The 17,236-nt window shown below is 71.6% G+C and carries 17 protein-coding genes; 9 read left to right on the forward strand and 8 right to left on the reverse strand.

Features of this window, described 5'->3' with window-relative positions:
- Positions 1 to 7 precede the first annotated feature (7 nt).
- The 7 genes from ABT352_RS19065 to ABT352_RS19095 all read left to right on the forward strand — a co-directional run bounded on the left by ABT352_RS19065 (position 8) and on the right by ABT352_RS19095 (position 8,025).
- Positions 8 to 1,270, forward strand: coding sequence for an ABC transporter substrate-binding protein (locus tag ABT352_RS19065; RefSeq protein ID WP_350946174.1), 1,263 nt, complete (start codon positions 8 to 10; stop codon positions 1,268 to 1,270).
- 74 nt (positions 1,271 to 1,344) lie between these two features.
- On the forward strand, positions 1,345 to 2,640 hold the full coding sequence (locus ABT352_RS19070) for a Gfo/Idh/MocA family protein (protein ID WP_350946175.1): 1,296 nt from the start codon (positions 1,345 to 1,347) through the stop codon (positions 2,638 to 2,640).
- Between the two features lie 97 nt (positions 2,641 to 2,737).
- Entirely contained in the window at positions 2,738 to 4,432 is a 1,695-nt protein-coding gene (locus tag ABT352_RS19075; RefSeq protein WP_350946176.1) for a serine hydrolase domain-containing protein, read from the forward strand.
- 6 nt (positions 4,433 to 4,438) lie between these two features.
- Positions 4,439 to 5,113, forward strand: coding sequence for a response regulator transcription factor (locus ABT352_RS19080; RefSeq protein WP_350946177.1), 675 nt, complete (start codon positions 4,439 to 4,441; stop codon positions 5,111 to 5,113).
- Positions 5,110 to 6,171 (forward strand): HAMP domain-containing sensor histidine kinase, encoded by a 1,062-nt coding sequence (locus ABT352_RS19085; RefSeq protein WP_350946178.1) that lies wholly within the window; start codon positions 5,110 to 5,112, stop codon positions 6,169 to 6,171. Before ABT352_RS19080 ends, ABT352_RS19085 begins: the two co-directional genes overlap by 4 nt.
- A gap of 19 nt (positions 6,172 to 6,190) precedes the next feature.
- Entirely contained in the window at positions 6,191 to 6,697 is a 507-nt protein-coding gene (locus tag ABT352_RS19090) for a MarR family winged helix-turn-helix transcriptional regulator (protein ID WP_350946179.1), read from the forward strand.
- A complete protein-coding gene (locus ABT352_RS19095; RefSeq protein WP_350946180.1) occupies positions 6,694 to 8,025 on the forward strand; it encodes an MFS transporter in 1,332 nt (443 codons plus the stop codon). Before ABT352_RS19090 ends, ABT352_RS19095 begins: the two co-directional genes overlap by 4 nt.
- 79 nt (positions 8,026 to 8,104) lie before the next feature.
- On the opposite strand, the gene ABT352_RS19100 is transcribed toward ABT352_RS19095, so the two are convergent.
- The 7 genes from ABT352_RS19100 to argG all read right to left on the reverse strand — a co-directional run bounded on the left by ABT352_RS19100 (position 8,105) and on the right by argG (position 14,747).
- On the reverse strand, positions 8,105 to 8,851 hold the full coding sequence (locus ABT352_RS19100; protein WP_350946181.1) for a hypothetical protein: 747 nt from the start codon (positions 8,849 to 8,851) through the stop codon (positions 8,105 to 8,107).
- A 64-nt stretch (positions 8,852 to 8,915) separates the two neighbouring features.
- Entirely contained in the window at positions 8,916 to 9,680 is a 765-nt protein-coding gene (locus tag ABT352_RS19105) for a hypothetical protein (protein WP_350946182.1), read from the reverse strand.
- A complete protein-coding gene (locus ABT352_RS19110; RefSeq protein WP_350946183.1) occupies positions 9,677 to 10,477 on the reverse strand; it encodes an ABC transporter permease in 801 nt (266 codons plus the stop codon). The genes ABT352_RS19105 and ABT352_RS19110 overlap by 4 nt, the downstream gene beginning before the upstream one ends.
- Positions 10,474 to 11,187, reverse strand: coding sequence for an ABC transporter ATP-binding protein (locus ABT352_RS19115; RefSeq protein WP_350946184.1), 714 nt, complete (start codon positions 11,185 to 11,187; stop codon positions 10,474 to 10,476). The genes ABT352_RS19110 and ABT352_RS19115 overlap by 4 nt, the downstream gene beginning before the upstream one ends.
- Positions 11,188 to 11,272: 85 nt before the next feature.
- Positions 11,273 to 11,932 (reverse strand): response regulator, encoded by a 660-nt coding sequence (locus ABT352_RS19120; RefSeq protein WP_350946185.1) that lies wholly within the window; start codon positions 11,930 to 11,932, stop codon positions 11,273 to 11,275.
- Positions 11,929 to 13,116 carry a sensor histidine kinase gene (locus ABT352_RS19125; RefSeq protein ID WP_350946186.1) on the reverse strand — a complete coding sequence of 396 codons (1,188 nt, stop codon included), beginning with the start codon at positions 13,114 to 13,116 and terminating at the stop codon, positions 11,929 to 11,931. The genes ABT352_RS19120 and ABT352_RS19125 overlap by 4 nt, the downstream gene beginning before the upstream one ends.
- A 182-nt stretch (positions 13,117 to 13,298) precedes the next feature.
- Positions 13,299 to 14,747 (reverse strand): argininosuccinate synthase, encoded by a 1,449-nt coding sequence (gene argG / locus ABT352_RS19130; RefSeq protein ID WP_350946187.1) that lies wholly within the window; start codon positions 14,745 to 14,747, stop codon positions 13,299 to 13,301.
- A 132-nt stretch (positions 14,748 to 14,879) separates the two neighbouring features.
- Between argG and ABT352_RS19135 the strand changes: the two genes are divergently transcribed.
- Positions 14,880 to 15,377: a DUF2975 domain-containing protein gene (locus ABT352_RS19135; protein ID WP_350946188.1), complete on the forward strand. Its 498-nt coding sequence runs from the start codon at positions 14,880 to 14,882 to the stop codon at positions 15,375 to 15,377.
- Positions 15,377 to 15,598 (forward strand): helix-turn-helix domain-containing protein, encoded by a 222-nt coding sequence (locus ABT352_RS19140; RefSeq protein WP_350946189.1) that lies wholly within the window; start codon positions 15,377 to 15,379, stop codon positions 15,596 to 15,598. Before ABT352_RS19135 ends, ABT352_RS19140 begins: the two co-directional genes overlap by 1 nt.
- Before the next feature lie 82 nt (positions 15,599 to 15,680).
- Here the strand turns inward: ABT352_RS19140 and pdxR are convergent, their stop codons facing one another.
- Positions 15,681 to 17,120, reverse strand: a complete 1,440-nt coding sequence (gene pdxR / locus ABT352_RS19145; RefSeq protein ID WP_350946190.1) for a MocR-like pyridoxine biosynthesis transcription factor PdxR — start codon at positions 17,118 to 17,120, stop codon at positions 15,681 to 15,683.
- Positions 17,121 to 17,236 lie beyond the last annotated feature (116 nt).

Raw genomic sequence — 17,236 nt, forward strand, 5'->3', positions numbered from 1 at the left:
TATCCCGATGAAGCGCATCCTGGCGGCCACCGCCATCACCCTGCTCGCCGTGTCGGCAACCGCCTGCGGCAGCGACGACAGCGGTGATTCCGGCGGGAAGACGAAGGTCGTCTTCTCGTACTGGGGCAGCGACGCCCGGCAGAAGCTGACCGAGTCGGCCATCGCCGCTTTCGAGAAGAAGAACCCGACGATCGACATCGAAGGCGACTTCTCCGACTGGGACAGCTACTACGAGAAACTGGCCACCAAGACCGCGGCCGGCGACGCCCCCGACGTCATGTCCATCGAGATCCGCGGCCTCGCCGAGTACGCGGGCCGCGCCACCCTCGCCGACCTCACCGGCAAGCTGAACACCGCCGACCTCGACCAGGAGGTGCTCAAGGCCGGTCAGATCGACGGCAAGCAGTACGCCGTCCCCACCGGCGTCAACACCTTCCCGATCATCGTCAACAGGGCGACGGTGGAGAAGGCGGGCGAGAAGGTCCCCGACGACACGACCTGGAACTGGGACGACTACATCTCGATCTCCCAGAAGGTGACCGAGAAGGGCGACGGCAAGATCTGGGGCACCGAGTGGAACGTGAACCCCGCCTTCCTGCAGCTGTTCGCCGCCCAGCGCGGGGAGCAGTTCTACAAGGACGGCAGGATCGGCATGTCGGAGCAGACCATCAAGGACTGGTGGGCCCTGCTACAGAAGATCGTCTCCACCAAGGCCGGTCCCGGCGCCGCCCAGATGCTGGAGACCGGCACCAAGGTCGACCAGGCACTGCTCGCCACGAACGCCAGCGCGTTCGGCAGCTGGTGGAGCAACCAGCTCACCGCGCTGAACAAGGGCTCCGGCCAGGAACTCGACCTGCTGCGGATGCCCAAGGCCGAGGGCGCGACCACCGCCGGCATGTTCCTGCAGCCGGCGATGTACTACACGATCTCGTCGAAGACCGAGCAGGCCGAGGCCGCGCAGAAGTTCGTCGAATTCCTCGTCAACGACCCCGAGGCCGGCGCCATCCTGCTCAGTGACCGCGGCCTGCCGACCAACGCCAAGGTCGTCGACGCCGTCAAGGACAAGCTCACCCCGACCGACCAGAAGGTGCTCGCCTTCATCGACTCGATCAGGAGCGAGCTGAGCCCGATCGTGATCCCGCCGAAGGGCGCGATGGAGATGGAGGACATCCTCAAGCGCGCCAGCGACTCGGTGCTGTTCGGCAAGGCCTCCGCGGACGACGCGGTGAAGTCCTTCCTCAACGAGGCCAACGCCGCCATCTCCCAGTGACCGGCCTCCCCTGACGTGTGCCGTACGGCTCGCGCCGAGCCGTACGGCACACCCGCCACTTTCCCGTCCCCCTGATGGAGTTCCTGATGCGATACGCCTTCGTCGGACTCGGCCACCGGGTGCAGCTGTACATCGACGCGCTGCTCGGCGAGTGGGGCGACACCGGCGAGATCGCCGCCCTCTGCGACGTCAACCGGACCCGGATCGGCTACTACCTCGACCGGATCGGACGCGACGTCCCGAGCTTCGCACCGCACGAGTTCGACAAGCTGCTCCAGCTCGCCGACGCCGTCGTGGTCGCCACCGTCGACGCCGCCCACGCCCGTTACGTCGTCGCCGCGCTGGAGGCGGGCAAGGACGTCATCGTGGAGAAGCCGCTGTGCACCACCGCCGAGGACTGCGCGGCCATCGTCGAGGCCGCCGAGCGCAGCACCGGCCGGCTCGTCGTCACCTTCAACTACCGCTACTCGCCGCGCAACAGCGCCGTCCGCCGGCTGATCGCCGACGGAGCGATCGGCGACGTCGCCTCCGTGCACTTCGAGTGGGTGCTCGACACCATCCACGGAGCCGACTACTTCCGCCGCTGGCACCGCGACAGGTCCAGCTCAGGCGGGCTGCTGGTGCACAAGTCCACCCACCACTTCGACCTGGTCAACTGGTGGCTGGCCGACACCGCCCGCTCCGTCTACGCCCGGTCGGCGCTGCGCTTCTACGGAGCCGCCAACGCCCGCGCCCGTGGCCTGCGCGACCGGCCACAACGCGCTCACGGCGCACCGGAACTCGGCACCGACCCCTACCTCCTCGACATCTCCGCCGATCCCCGGCTCAAGCGCCTGTACCTGGACGCAGAGCACGAGGACGGCTACATCCGCGACCAGGACGTGTTCGGCGAGGGCGTGAGCATCGACGACAACATGGCCGTCCTCGTCGGCTACTCGCGCGGGGCGACGCTCACCTACTCACTCAACGCCCACGGCCCCTTCGAGGGCTACCGGGTGGCCTTCAACGGCACCGCGGGACGGCTGGAGCTGGAGGTCGTCGAACGCGCCTGGACCCCGCCGCGCGCCGCGATCGACCCGACCGCCGCCGACAAGGCCCACGCCCCCGGCGCCTTCGAACGGCTCGTCCTGCACCGGCACTGGAGCGAACCGGAGGAGGTCGCCATCCCCTCGGGCGCGGGCGGCCACGGCGGCGGCGACGCCCTCATGCTGAACGACGTCTTCCGCGGCGCGGGCGAGGATCCGCTGGGCCGCCAGGCGGGGCACCTCGCGGGCGTCGCCGGCGTGATGGTCGGGATCTCGGCGAACCTCTCCGCCGCGACCGGCGCCCCCGTTCTCCTCGACGAGGACGGCACCCGGCTCGCGCGCTGACCCGGTAGAAGCAGGCGCGCCGTCGAAGCGAGCGGATCACCCGGGGACGCGAAGTCGTTCACGTCAGGTTTGCAGGGCGGAGCCTAACTTCGCCCCCATGCGAAAGACTCTTCCAGCGATCACGGCCGTCGTACTGGCGGCGACCCTGGCGGCGTGCGGCGCCGCTCCCGGCGGCCCGCGACCGCCACGGGCCACGGAGGCCGGCGCCACCCGGTGCGACCACCGGCTGGAGGTGGCGTTCGGCGCGTGGGCCGACGCGGGGTTCAGCGGATCGATCGCGATCCTCGAAGGCGGCAGGGCCACCTGCCTCGCCGCCTACGGCACGGCGGACGACGCCACGGGAAGGCAGAACACCCCGGAGACGGTGTTCAGCATCGGATCGGTCACCAAGGCGTTCACCGCGGCGGCGGTGTTCACCCTGGTCGAGGAGGGAAAGCTCGCGCTCGACGACCGGGCGGGGAAGATCCTGCCCGAACTGGGCGGCGCCGCGGCCAAGGCGACGGTGCGGCAGCTGCTGCTGCACACCGGCGGGCTCAACGGCTCACACGGCCGCGGCGACTACGAGCCGCTCGGCCGGGACGCCGCGGTGGCGGCGATCGGCGCGTTGAGGCCGGCCTTCAAGCCCGGCCGCGGCTACCTGTACTCCAACGCCGGCTACACCTTGCTCGCGCTCATCGTCGAGAAGGCGTCGGGCAGGAGTTTTCGCGCCTACCTGGCCGAGAGGGTCCTGCGGCTGCCCGGCGGCCGGGTCGCGGGAGGATTCTGGGAGGGCGAGCCGGCCGTGACGGGGCCTCGGGCCGTCGGGCGGCTCGACAACGGCGCGATCGGCCGCTCAGGCGGCTTCGACGGGCCGTACTGGGCGGTGGAGGGCAACGGCGGCCTCGCGATGACCATGCGGGACCTGGCGACCTGGACGCACGCGCTGTTCACCGGAAGGCTGCTCTCCCGCGAATCGGCCGAGATCATCGGCAGGCCGGGGCACGATCTGGGCGACGGCAGGTCCGAGACCCCGGGGTGGGTGGCGTTCGACGAGTCGCTGTTCGGCGAGCCGTTCCTGAGCACCGCGGGGGGCGGCGGCGACGTCGGCCACAACACCGTCGTCGCGTGGATCCCCGGGCAGGAGCGGGTGGTCGCGATATCGGCGAACAAACCGGAGGTGAGCGCCGAGGACCTGCTGCGGGTGGTGGGGCCGGCGCTGCTCGTCGGCGGCCCGCTGCCCACCCCCACCGCGGCGGCCCGCGGCGGTGGCGATCTCGCCGCTATCGTCGGGTCGTACGAACTGAAGACGGGAGGCTCCCTCGACGTGAGCACCTCCGACGGCGGGCTGACGGTCTCGGCCACCGGCCCCGACGCGGTCGCGGCGCTGTTCCCGCCCCGCGATCCCACCGCGGGCGATCCGCGCGGGCACGACGAGCGCGTACTGGCGCTGCTGGCCGGTAAGACGCAGGAGGGCCGCAAGGAACGCGCGTCCCTGGAGGCCGCCTTCGGGCCCCTCGGCGCCGTCACACCTGCCGGCACGGTGACCGGCGGCGGCCAGGTGCGCACCTACGTCACCCTCACCGCCGGAACGCGACAGGTCCTCGGCTGGTACTCCGTCAACGAACAGGGAGGCATCGAGGCGGCCGAGGTTCCCACGAAGGCCCCGGAACTGACCTTCGTCGCCTCCGGAGACGGCCGCTACCGTCCCGACGACCCGGCCGGCACCGGGCCGCGGGTGAGCCTCTCCTTCCAGGACCGGCAGCTGCTCGTCTCCCGGGCGGACGGGACGACGTCCGCACGACGGACCGGCTGACGCGCCGTGCGTATCCTCCTCGTCGAGGACGACCCCGACCTGGCCGAGGTGGTCGCCCTCGGCCTGCGCAACGAGTCGTACGCGGTCGACCTGGCGGCGACCTACCGTGAGGCGGAGGAGGCGCTGCGGACCACGGCCTACGACGTGGCCTGCTTCGACCTCTCCCTGCCCGACGGCGACGGGCTCGACCTGGTGCGCCGGCTCGCCGGCGATCCCGACCTGCACCGGCCCCGGCGCACGCTCGTGCTGACCGCCCGCGACGCCGTCGCCGACCGGGTGGCCGGGCTGGACGCCGGCGCCGACGACTATCTCGTCAAGCCGTTCCACTTCACCGAGCTCGTCGCCCGGTTGCGGGCACTGGGCCGGCGCGCCGACGAGCACGGATCGATCCTGCGGGTGGGCGAGCTCACCCTCGACCTCACCGCTCACCGGGTCTGGCGGTCCGGCGTCGAACTCGATCTCACCTCGCGCGAGTACGCGCTGCTGCGCTATTTCATGCACCATCCCGGCGTGACGCTCTCAGCCGAGGACCTGCTGGAGCACGTGTGGGACGCCCACGCCAACCCCTTCACCGCCTCGGTGCGGGTCATCCTCAGCCGGCTGCGCAGGAAGCTCGGCGAGCCCGCCCTGATCTTCACGATCACCAACGTCGGCTATCGGCTGGAGAGGCCCCCCTCATGACCCGTCCCTGGCGGTCACTGCGCGCGCGCCTCGCCGTGCTCGGATTCCTCGCGATCTACCTCCCGGTTCTGCTGCTGTTCGGCGTGGTCCTCGTGACCGACACCGAGACGACCTTCCAGACGCTCGACGGCGCACAGAGCGTCCGGAGCACCTCGGTGCACAGGTCCGCGTGGGTCAGTTGGACCATCCTCGCGCTCGCCCCGGCCGCCGCCGCACTGGCCTGGTGGTGGGCGGGCCGGGCGACGGCCCCGATCGAGCGGATCCGCGCGGCGGCCGACGACATCGGCGGAACGGACCTGAGCCGGCGTATCGCCCTGGAGCGCGGGCCGGCCGAGGTGATGGCCCTGGCCGCGAGTTTCGACGCCATGCTCGACCGGCTGGAGCAGGCCGCCGCCACGCAGTGGCGGCTGATCGACGAGACCAGCCACGAGCTGCGCGTCCCGCTGTCGGTGCTGATGACCAACGCCGAGGTGCTCCTCGACCACCCCGCACCCACCGTGGAGATCTACCGGCGAGGGCTGGAACGCTCGCGAGCGGCGTCCGAGCGGCTCCAGACGACGATCGACCACCTGCTGGTCGACGCCCGCGCACGGGCCCGCGCCGTCGACCGGCGGCCGACCGACCTGATGGCCCTGGTACGCGGCGTCGTCGAGCAGGCCGGCGTGCCGGCGGCCGGCAAGAAGATCGGCCTGTCGGTCACCGGCCCGCCCACCGCCGTGTGCTCCGTCGACGAGCCCACCGTGAGCCGCGCGATCTCCAACCTCGTCGACAACGCGATCAGATACGCCCCGGCCGGATCGGAGGTGGATATCGGCGTCGAGGTCACCGACACCGAGGCGACGCTGGTCGTGACCGACCACGGCCCCGGCATTCCCGCCGACGAACGGGAACACGTCTTCCAGCGCTTCTGGCGTGGCCGGCGCGACGTCCCCGGCACCGGTCTCGGCCTGCCGATCGCCAGGCAGATCGCCCTGGCCCACGGCGGCGACCTCACGCTGGATCCTCCCCACCCGGCCGGCGGCTGTGCCTTCCGGCTCACCTTGCGCCGCTTTGTATGAGCACTGTTATATTAGTGCTATGACATCTTTGGATCCCACCGCCTCCCCCGGACGATGGGACGCGGTTCACGCCATGCTGGCCGCCCTGGACGCCCAGATCGAGACCGTCTACGTCGAACGCGGCATCGAGGGAGTGCGCCCCCGGTTCGCCTATCCGCTGATCCGCCTCGCGCACACCGGCCCGCTGACGATCCGTGAACTCGCGGACTCACTGGGCCGCTCGCACTCGGCGATGAGCCAGACGATCACGGCGATGCGGCGCGAAGGGCTGGTCGACTCCGAGCTCGGCACCGACGCCCGCACCCGCCGCATCACCCTGACCGGCCGCGGCCGCGCCCTCATCCCCTTCCTTGAGGCCGAATGGCGCGCGACCGAGGCCGCCGTCTCCGAACTCGACGACGAGATCCCGCACGCGCTCAGTGCCGTCGTCGCCGAGCTGGAGCGCGCCCTGGCGCGGCGGCCCATGCGAGAGCGGATCCTCGCCCACCTCCACGAGCCGCCCGCCCCGGCGGAGCCGTCCCCGTGACCTGGCGCGAACGGCTGATCGACCTCCGCCCGCTGCGCACCAGCAGGCCTTTCCGCGACCTGTGGATCGGATCCTCCCTCGCCTCAATCGGCCGGCAGGTCGCCGGGGTCGCCGTCCTCCTGCAGGTCTGGGACCTCACACGCAGCCCGCTCTGGACCGGCGCCATCGGCCTCGCCACAGCCGTACCCCTCCTCGTGCTCGGGCTGGCCGGCGGATCGCTCGCCGACGCCGTCGACCGCAGGAACCTCGTCCGCGCCACCACCGCGGGTCAGGTCCTGGTGTCCGTGGGCCTGGTGGCGCAGGCCGCCGCAGGCAACCGTTCCGTCCCGCTGCTGCTCGCCCTGATCGCCGCGCAGTCCGGCTGCGCTGCGCTCGGAGCCCCGGCGAAGCGCACCTTCCCCGTCCGGTTGCTCCCCGCAGACCAGGTCGCCGCCGGGCTCGCCCTGCAGAACGTCGCCTTCCAGGCATCCATGCTCGCCGGACCGGCCCTCGCCGGCCTCGTGCTCGCCCAGTGGCACTATCCCGCCGCGTACGCGATCCAGGCCCTCGCCGGCGTCGCGTCACTGATCGCCGTGATGCGGCTGCCCGCGATGGCCGTCTCACGCGCCGGCGACGATCGGCCGCCCGTCGACGGCACGCCCCCGCGGCGCGGTCCGGCCAGGGGAGGCTGGCGGATCATCCTGCGGCGCCCCACCCTGTGGGGCGCCTTCGCCACCGACCTCGCCGCCACGCTCCTCGCCATGCCGATCGCGCTCTTCCCCCTGATCAACGAGATCCGCTTCGAGGGAGACCCACGGACGCTGGGGCTCTTCCTGTCCGCGATCGCGGTCGGCGGGCTCGGTGCGGGCCTGCTGTCCGGAACCGTCACCCGGTTGCACCGCGGCGGCCTCGTCCAGCTCTTCGCGGCCACACTCTGGGGTCTCGCCCTGGCAGGCTTCGGCCTGGCGGGGCCGCTCTGGCTCGCCCTCGGCTGCCTCGTGATCGCCGGTGCGGCCGACACGGTCGCCGTGGTCACCCGCAGCGCACTGGTCCAGCTCGAGACACCCGACCGTTACCGGGGGCGGGTCTCCTCGGTCGAGCACGTCATCGGCGTCGCCGGACCGGAGGCCGGCAACTTCCGCGGGGGACTTCTCGCCTCCCTCACGTCCGCACCCGTCGCGCTCGTCGCGGGCGGCCTCGCGGCCGCGCTCTGCGTCGTCACCATCGGCCTGGTCAACCGGCCCCTGCGCGACTACCGCACCCCGTCCGGACACGAGGAACACGAAGCACGTGAGGCGCTGCCACTCCCCGACGCGGCACCCGATCGCGAGATGTCACCCGGGTGCTGAGCCGCACGTGGTTCGCCGGAGACGGCGGACGGCACGACCCCGCTATGAACCACCGTCACGAACGCCGTCACGAACGCCGTCACGAAGGAGTTTCGCGCGACGCGGCCCGCAGAGAGGCGGGCAGTTCACCGCCGCCTGCCACATGCTCGACCAGTTCGAGGACGGCTCCGGGACCGCCGTTCACCCGAAGCCACCGGCTCACCCGGCACGCGGCCTTGGCGTACGCGTCCGGGTCGGCTTTCGCCGTGCGCAGCCACTCGTCGAGCGTCCGAGGTGGCGCCTCCCCTTCGGGAACCCGGCACCGGTCGCCGGCCGTCTCGGGCTTCAGATAGCGGGGATCGTCGGAGACCACGACGGCCAGCCCTTCATCGAACCACTGCGGGAGCGGCGCCGCACCGGATCCGAGGCGGGTGTGCACCTCGACGTGCGACATCTCGTGTGAGGCGATCACCGGGTTGACGCCGCCCGGTGACAGCATGATCGCACGGTTCAGCACGGCGATCCCACGCTCCCCGCCGCCGCCGATTCTGCGGTAGCACGAGGCGGTGAGGCAGGCCAGGATGTCGGGAGAGCTCCGGCGCCCGCCGTAGAAGTCCGCCACCCGCCGGCCGGCCGCGTCGATCACCTGCGCCACCTGCCACTCCCTGTCCGCCGTCAGGCCGGACTCCACGTACAGGCCCGTCCTGACCTGTCTCATCCCGTAACAGGTCGGGCAGGTCGTGGCCGCGAGCGAGGGGAAGGCGAGCGCGATGCCCGCCACCGCGGCCGCGACCAGTCCCGTGACGACGACCGGCAGCCACCGCCACACCCTGCGTCTCCGACTCATCACGCCATCCTCCGTGTCGACGTCGCCGACGAGCGCGGCGCTCCGCGGTGAATCTTGACGATCATCACGTTGTGTCCCTGCGGACGAAGGTCCACCGGGCGACGGCGACGGAGAGGGTCGCCCAGGCGGCCGACACGAGGAGTCCGGCGGCCGGGCCGAGCGCGGTGGCGGGGTCGGCAGGCATGCCGATGAGGCTGAGGGCCGCCTCGTGCGGCAGGAGGCTCACCACGTGGGGAAGGGTGCCTTCCAACATCGGTGAGACGAGGACGGGCGTGAGGAGAAGTGTGACGAGCGGGGTGACGACCGTTCTCGTGACGACGGCGAGACCGAACCCGACGAGGCCGAGCAGGAGGTAGGCGGCGAGGAGGCCGAGGAGGCCGGCCACGGCGTCACCGGCTTCCGGCTCCCCGGCGCGAATCGCCGACAGGTTACGCAGGAGGTGTCCCGGCAGGACGGCCGGAATCGACGCGACCAGACAGAAGGCCGCGCTCGCGGTGAGTTTGGCGGCGAACAGCAGGTCACGGCCGGGGACGGCGGCGAGGCTGACGCGCAACTGGCCGCCAGGGTACTCACCGCCGGCCGCGAAGACCGCGATCGCGACGAACGCGTAGACCGGCGAGAGGGTGAATGCGCCGAGCTCGGCGATCGGGATCCGACCGTCCTGACCGGCGACACGGACGACGTCCGTGGCCGCGACGATCCCGAGCAGGCCGCCTGCGCCGAAGCCGAGGGCGAGGACGATCCAGGTGGCGGGGAGAGTAGTGATCTTGATCAGCTCGGCGGCCAGGACGTCACGGAACCGGACGGCCACCATCGGCCGGGGACTCATCGCGCCTCCCTCACGCCGAGCGTGACACCCGCGGCGACGGAGGTCGCGGCGGCCCATCCGGTGAGGACGAGCAGGCCGTGCGTCCGTCCGGCCGTGAGGTCGTTGACGCCGGGGTCGAGCATGAGGTTCCTCGCCGCGCTGAGCGGGAACAGGGCGTCCACCTCGGGCGCGATTCCGGCCAGGACCTGGGTCATCGTGACGGTGATCAGCACCACGGTGACGACGACGCCGGTCAGGGTGCCGCGCACGGTGAGGGTGACGGCGAACGCGGTGAGGCAGAACAGGACCGCGAAGGCGACGAACCGGCCATGGCCGAGGAACGCCTCCCCGGTGACGAGCAGGCCCGGATTCCAGTCCTTGACAGCGACGTAGGTGAACGCGGCGCTGATGCCCGCGATGAGGATCGCGACGACGGACACGTACAGTGCCGTGGCGAGGAGCTTGGCGACCAGCAGGGGAACCGTGCGCGGCATCGCGAGCACGGTCAGGCCGAGCTGCCGCGAGCGGAACTCCTGCCCCGCGATCACGGAGGCGAGCACGGGCAGGAACAGACCCATCTGCAGCGACGCCCCGGTGCAGAGGCCGAGGATCGCCTCGGCGGCGGGCTGAGGCTGCCCGGTGAAGATCTCGATGACGCCGTCGGAGGTGATGTTCGCGACGGCGTCGGCCAACAGCCCGGCGGGCGGGATCTGGACCAGCACGTGCAGGGCGAGGACGACGCCGGTGGCGATCCAGGCACCGGGCAGAGTGAGGATCTTGCTCAGTTCCGCCCGGGTGGCCGCGGACACCTCGCTCACCGGTGCGCCCCGCTCCGGTCGCCGGTAAGCGCGAAGAACGCCGCCTCCAGCGAGGCGTGTCCGGCCGTCACCTCCGCGAGCGTCCCTCTGACGACGATGCGGCCGCGGTTGATGATCACCACGTCGTCGGCCGTGTCGGCCGTCTCCTTCATGAGATGGCTCGACAGCAGCACGGTACGGCCCAGGGCCGCGTGCTCCCTGAGCAGGTCGCGGACCCAGCGGATGCCGTCGGGGTCCAGCCCGTTCACGGGTTCGTCGAGGACGAGGACCTCCGGCTCACCGAGCAGCGCCCCCGCGATCCCCAGTCGCTGCCTCATGCCCAGTGAGTAGTTCTTCACCCGGTGTCTCGCGGCGTCCGCCAGGCCGACGAGATCGAGGACCTCCCGTACCCGCTCCCGGGGGATCCGGTTCGACCGGGCGATCCACGACAGGTGGTCGATCGCGCGGCGCTCGGGCACCGGCCCCGCACCGTCCAGCAGGGCGCCGACCGTGCGCAGCGGGTATCGCAGGTCCCGGTAGCGCCTCCCCCCGATCAGCGCCCGCCCGCCGGTGGCTGCGTCCAGGCCGAGCAGCACGCGCAGCGTGCTGGACTTTCCCGCCCCGTTCGGGCCGAGGAACGCCGTGACGCGGCCGGGCCTGGCCGTGAACGTGACGTCGTCGACCGCCTTCCTGTTCCGATAGTGCTTGCTGAGCCCGTTGATCTCGATCACCGCGCACCCCGATCCCTCGCTTTGGACGAACGTCCCCAGCCTGCGGCGACGGGGTGCGGGGCCGCGTCCCCCGAAAGGGGACACCTCAGCGGGGCTCGTGCAGCAGACCCGCCTCGTAGGCGAGCACGGCCAGGCGGGTGCGGTCGTTCACGCCGAGTTTGGCGAACACCCGCTTGAGATACGTGCGCACCGTCTCCGTGCTCAGGAAGAGCTCGTCGGCGATCTCCTGGTTCGAGTATCCTCGCGCGACCAGCCGGATCACTTGTATCTCCCTGCCGGAGAGCACCTCGTCCGCGAACGCGTGCCGGCGCCGCGACCGCTCCGGCGCGAACCGGCGCACCAGCCTCGCGGTGACCTCCGGCGCGAGCATGGCATGGCCCGCGTGAACCGCACGGACCGCGTGGAGCACCTCCTGCGGTGAGGCGTTCTTCAGCAGGAACCCCGACGCGCCCAGGGTCAGCGCCTCGTGGACGTACTCGTCGAGATCGAACGTGGTCAACATGATCACCCGGGTGCCCTCCGCCTCGGCGAGGACACCACGGGCCGCCTCCAGTCCGCCGCCGTCCGGCATCTGCACGTCGAGCAGGGCCACGTCTGGGCGCAGCGCGAGGATCAGGCGCAGCGCCTCCACGCCACCGGCCGCCTCCCCCGCGACGCGGAACCCCTCGGTGCGGTCGAAGAGTTTCCGGTACACGCCGCGGAAACGGCCGTCGTCGTCGGCCAGGAACACGCTGACAGGTGTCATCTCTTTCCCCGGTCGCCGCCGTCCGATTCCCGACCGGCTCGATCGTCCCCCAGCGGCAGCCGGGCCTCAACCTCGAATCCCCGCTCCGGCAGGTTCCGCCACGTCACGGTGCCACCGGCCAGCCGTGCCCGCTCCCGCATCCCCAGCAGGCCGAACCCTGACACCCCCTCGCCCTTCCCGCCCGGGCCGTCGTCGCGGACCCGCACGACGAGCGCGTCACCGTCCGGATGGAGTTCCGCGGTGCAGGCGGCGCCCGGCGCGTGCCGCACCACGTTGCTCAACGCCTCCTGAACGATACGGAACGCGACCGCCGCGACGGCCTCACCGAGCTCGCCGACCTGCCCGGGCGTGGCGATCCGCGCCTCGACACGAACTCCCGCGGCCCGCGTGGCGGCGACGAGTGCAGGCACGTCCGAGACGCCGGGGACGGGTCCGGCTGTGTCCGTCCGCTCCTCGCCGGGTCCCGCCCTGAGCGAGCGGACGAGCGACTGGACGTCCTCCAGCGCCGTCCTCGCGTGATCCTCGATGTCGGCGAGCGCGTCACGAAGCTCCCGCTCGCCCGCGTCGGGAAGGCCCCGCGTCACCCCCGCCTCGGCACTGATCAGCCCGAGGGCGTGCCCCACCACGTCGTGTACCTCACGGGCGACCTGCAGCTGCGTGCGAGCGGCCCGCTCGGCCGCCCGGGCGCGCTCCGCCTCCCGAACGGACTCGATCCGCCTGCCCACGGCGACCCCAAGCAACCACGACACGCTCAGCGCCGCGATCGCGATCACCACCCGCTGACCCGAGCCGCCCAGGCTGTCTCGCGGGACGGCCGTAACGGCCGCCAGGACCGCGACGGCACTGACCGCGACGAGGGCGAGCCCGCGAACCCGCGGCGCGCGGGTGAGCGCCGGAGGATACAGGCACCAGGCCGTGGCGAGCATCGGATCCTGGCACACACCGAGCAGGGTCGCGACCACCGTCGCGGCCCCGGCCGCCGCCACCGTGGGCACCGGCCACCGCCAGCGCAGCAGCATCGCCGCCACCGCGACCGCGGCCAGCGCCGTCCCCGCGGCCGGGCGCCAGACCCCGGCCGCGCCGATGATCGGGGGGAGCCAGAGCGTCCCGACGACCAGGAGCGCGGCCGCCGCGTCCACGAAAGGCCGCGGCGCTCCGGCCGCGGCCGGTACGGCCCTGTCCACGCTGGAACGGTATCCCAACGGGGAGCTCTGTCCCGGACGGCGGACACGCGCCCGCTCTCCCCGCGCGCGAGCGGCCGGGAGGCCGGTGGGTGAGTCCTCGAAGGACAGATCCTGTTGAAGACCCGAAACCGGTCAGTCGGTGGGTGAGACCTCGGCGGGAGGTGCTCACCTACGCATCTCCGTCAGTCGGTGCCGAACTCCATCGCGGCGCGGTCGAGCATCTCGTCGTCGTCGGAGACCTCGCCGCGCGAGGCGATCGCCTCCGCGCCGCCGCGCGGCATCGCGCCGATCAGCCCGGTCGAGGCCGCCTGGGCGGCGCCGATGAGCGCGGGATGGGTGGTGCCGACCATGCCGAGGCCGGCGTACTGCTCCAGCTTGGCGCGCGAGTCGGCGATGTCGAGGTTGCGCATGGTGAGCTGGCCGATCCGGTCCACCGGGCCGAACGCCGAGTCCTCGGTGCGCTCCATCGACAGCTTGTCCGGGTGGTAGCTGAAGGCCGGTCCCGAGGTGTCCAGGATCGAGTAGTCCTCACCGCGGCGCAGCCGCAGCGTCACCTCTCCGGTGATCGCCGTGCCGACCCAGCGCTGCAGCGACTCTCGCAGCATCAGCGCCTGCGGGTCGAGCCAGCGGCCCTCGTACATCAGCCGGCCGAGCCGCCGTCCCTCGTTGTGGTAGCTCGCCAGGGTGTCCTCGTTGTGGATCGCGTTGACCAGCCGCTCGTACGCCGCGTGCAGCAACGCCATCCCCGGCGCCTCGTAGATGCCCCGGCTCTTGGCCTCGATCACCCGGTTCTCGATCTGGTCGGACATGCCCATGCCGTGCCGCCCGCCGATCGTGTTCGCCTCCATCACCAGGTCGACGGGGGTGGCGAACTCCTTGCCGTTGATCGTCACCGGGCGGCCCTGCTCGAAGCCGATGGTCACGACCTCGGTGGCGATCTCGACCTCGGGGTCCCAGAATCGCACGCCCATGATCGGGTTCACGGTCTCGATGCCGGTGTCGAGGTGCTCCAGGGTCTTGGCCTCGTGGGTGGCGCCCCAGATGTTGGCGTCGGTCGAGTATGCCTTCTCGGTGCTGTCACGGTAGGGCAGGCCGTGGGCGAGCAGCCACTCCGACATCTCCTTGCGGCCACCGAGCTCGGAGACGAAGTCGGCGTCCAGCCAGGGCTTGTAGATGCGCAGGTGGGGGTTGGCGAGCAGGCCGTAGCGGTAGAACCGCTCGATGTCGTTGCCCTTGAACGTCGAGCCGTCGCCCCAGATCTGCACGTCGTCGTCGATCATCGCCCGGACCAGCAGGGTCCCGGTGACGGCGCGGCCGAGCGGCGTGGTGTTGAAGTAGGGGCGTCCGGCCGAGCGGATGTGGAACGCGCCGCAGGTGAGCGCGGCCAGGCCCTCCTCGACCAGCGCCGCGCGGCAGTCGACCAGGCGTGCGATCTCGGCGCCGTACGCCAGCGCGCGGCCGGGCACCGAGGCGATGTCGGGCTCGTCGTACTGGCCGATGTCGGCGGTGTAGGTGCACGGAACGGCACCCTTGTCGCGCATCCACGCGACGGCGACCGAGGTGTCGAGGCCGCCGGAGAAGGCGATGCCGACGCGCTCGCCCGCGGGCAAGGAGGTGAGAACCTTGGACATGAGACAAGAGTATGCATCACGACGCATGACTATGCAAAATTCCAGCTCTCCACCTCTCAGGGCAGCCCGACTTCTTGCCGAACCTATCGAATATCGATATATTTACATCGTTGCTCGATAGAAGGAGAGACGATGGGAAGATTAACGGTGCTCGCGCTTCGCGCCGTGCTCGTGGTGTTGCTCGCCGGATCGGTGTTCGTCCAGGCGGTGATGGTGCCGCTGTTCGCCGTCGACCTGGAGGCGCTCGACGCGGACGTCGCGTACCTGCGCGCCCCGCTCCTCGTGATCGTCTTCCTGGGCGTCGTCACGATCCAGGTCGTCCTGGTCTGCGTGTGGCGGCTGGTGACGATGGTGCGACGCGGAACCGTGTTCTCCCACGCCGCCTTCCGGTACGTTCACATCGTGATCGGCGCGATCACGGCGGCCGCCCTCCTGGTGTTCGCGCTCGCGGTCGTCCTGGCGCCGGGCGACCCGGTCCCCCCGGGCATGGTCCTGCTGATCTGCGGGGCCGCCACGGCGGTCCTGGGGGTGGCGCTCGTCGTGCTCGTGCTGCGGATGCTGCTCGCCCAGGCCGTCGCACGCGACGTGGAGGCGGCCCGGATGCGGGCGGAACTGGAGGAGGTGATCTGATGCCGATCACCGTCGACATCGACGTCATGCTGGCCAAACGGAAGATGTCCGTGGGCGAGCTCGCGGACCGCGTCGGGATCACACCCGCCAACCTGGCGGTGCTCAAGAACGGCCGCGCCAAGGCGGTGCGCTTCACGACGCTCGCCGCGCTCTGCGAAGTCCTGGAGTGCCAGCCGGGAGACCTGCTGCGCTGGCAGGCCGAGGACGCCGCGGACGGATGAGGCCGGCGCCCGGCGCCGGGATCCGGCGGCCCGTGTCAGCGCCCCTCACGTCCTCCTGCGCCGATCGCCCGGATCACCGGGATCACCGGGATCTCAGTGTCTCGCGGAAGCTCTCCGCGAGCAGTCTCAGACCGGGTTCGACCCTCTCCGTGGGGATCGAACCGTACCCGAGCAGCAGTCCCGCCCGCGTGGAGGTCTCGCCGTAGTAGGGGGCGAGGTCCTGCAGCGCGATACCCGCCTTTCGCGCGTACGCCCTCACAGGAGCCGTGTCGGCCCCGGCGTCCGGGGTCAGATAGGCGCAGAGGTGGAGGCCGGCGGCGGAGGGAACCGGCTCCAGCCAGTCGCTGAGCTCATGTCGCAGAACGGTGACGATTCGCTCGCGGCGGGCCGCGTACTCGCGCGTCGCCCTGCGGACGTGCCGCCCGAGCAGGCCCTCGTCGATGAAAGCGGCCAGCGCCGCCTGGCTGGAAAGGTCCCCGCACCAGTCGGTGAGCCGCTTGGCGGCACGCAGGGCGGGCTGGAGCGAGGCGGGGGCGACCAGGAAGCCCAGCCTCAGCATCGGCAGCATCGTCTTGGAGAAGGAGCCGACGTAGACGACGTGGCCGCCGCGGTCGAGGCTCTGGAGCGGTTCGAGCGGACGGTCCTCGAAACGGAACTCGCTGTCGTAGTCGTCCTCGATCACCACGGCCCCGCGCCGCCCGGCCCAGTCGAGCAGCGCGGCGCGGCGGCCGAGGGACATCGGCATCCCCAGGGGGAACTGATGCGACGGTGTGACGTAGACGAGGCGGGCGGAGTCGGGAAGGGCCGCCACGTCCAGTCCCTCCTCGTCGACGGGGACGCCGACGACCCGCGCGCCCAGCGACTCGAACAACAGCCTGGCCGGAGGGTAGCCGGGCTCCTCCACGGCCACGCGGCAGCCGGGCTCGATCATGACACGGCCGATCAGGTCGAGTGCCTGCTGGGCTCCCTGCGTGACGAGAACGTCGTCGGCGCCCGCCCGCACGGAGCGGGAGAGGCCGACATGGCGGGCGAGCGCCTCCCGCAGTCCCGCGTGTCCTGAGGGGTCGCCGTAACCGGCGGAGCGCGCCAGCGCCGGGCGCAACTCGCGGGTGACAAGCCTGCGCCACGTTTCGAGCGGGAACAGCTGCCCGTCGGGAACGCCCACCCCGAAGTCGTAGACCGGCTCCCCTTCCGGTTCGGCCGGCGGTGCGGTCTCAAGGCGCCAGTGGCGGCGGGGACGTACGCCGCCCGCGGGCGCGTTCCTCGAACGGACTCCGGTGAGGGGCCCGGCGAGAGGCTCGGTGCACACGAAGGTGCCCGCCCCGACCTGGCCGACGAGAATTCCCTCGGCGGCCAGCCGCTCGTAGGCGACGGCCACGGTGTTGCGCGACACGTCGAGCCGCCGCGCCAGCTCCCGGGTCGCGGGCAGGCGCTCCCCCGGGCGCAGGCGGCCGTCGAGGACGGCGTCCAGGAGTTGCCGGTAGATGCGGGCGGACAGGTCGCCGCGCCCGCTGAGGCTCACGTGAAAATCCATCTCGCCCTCTCGGATTGGCCCAATGAGTTGACCTCATATTGGATCTTATGCGGGGTCAATCGGCTCCCTAGGGTTGCCCCTGGGCCGGCGAGGAGCCATGTCGG

The sequence above is a fragment of the Streptosporangium sp. NPDC000563 genome, assembly GCF_040299985.1.
GTDB lineage: Bacteria > Actinomycetota > Actinomycetes > Streptosporangiales > Streptosporangiaceae > Streptosporangium.

Excerpts from the sequence above, each read along its gene's own strand:
- ABT352_RS19070 (WP_350946175.1), top strand. The coding sequence starts at position 1,345 with ATGGAGTTCCTGATGCGATACGCCTTCGTCGGACTCGGCCACCGGGTG.
- ABT352_RS19135 (WP_350946188.1), top strand. The coding sequence starts at position 14,880 with ATGGGAAGATTAACGGTGCTCGCGCTTCGCGCCGTGCTCGTGGTGTTG.
- ABT352_RS19140 (WP_350946189.1), top strand. The coding sequence starts at position 15,377 with ATGCCGATCACCGTCGACATCGACGTCATGCTGGCCAAACGGAAGATG.
- ABT352_RS19120 (WP_350946185.1), bottom strand. The coding sequence starts at position 11,932 with ATGACACCTGTCAGCGTGTTCCTGGCCGACGACGACGGCCGTTTCCGC.
- ABT352_RS19105 (WP_350946182.1), bottom strand. The coding sequence starts at position 9,680 with ATGAGTCCCCGGCCGATGGTGGCCGTCCGGTTCCGTGACGTCCTGGCC.
- ABT352_RS19075 (WP_350946176.1), top strand. The coding sequence starts at position 2,738 with ATGCGAAAGACTCTTCCAGCGATCACGGCCGTCGTACTGGCGGCGACC.
- ABT352_RS19085 (WP_350946178.1), top strand. The coding sequence starts at position 5,110 with ATGACCCGTCCCTGGCGGTCACTGCGCGCGCGCCTCGCCGTGCTCGGA.
- argG (WP_350946187.1), bottom strand. The coding sequence starts at position 14,747 with ATGTCCAAGGTTCTCACCTCCTTGCCCGCGGGCGAGCGCGTCGGCATC.
- ABT352_RS19065 (WP_350946174.1), top strand. The coding sequence starts at position 8 with ATGAAGCGCATCCTGGCGGCCACCGCCATCACCCTGCTCGCCGTGTCG.
- ABT352_RS19090 (WP_350946179.1), top strand. The coding sequence starts at position 6,191 with ATGACATCTTTGGATCCCACCGCCTCCCCCGGACGATGGGACGCGGTT.
- ABT352_RS19100 (WP_350946181.1), bottom strand. The coding sequence starts at position 8,851 with ATGAGTCGGAGACGCAGGGTGTGGCGGTGGCTGCCGGTCGTCGTCACG.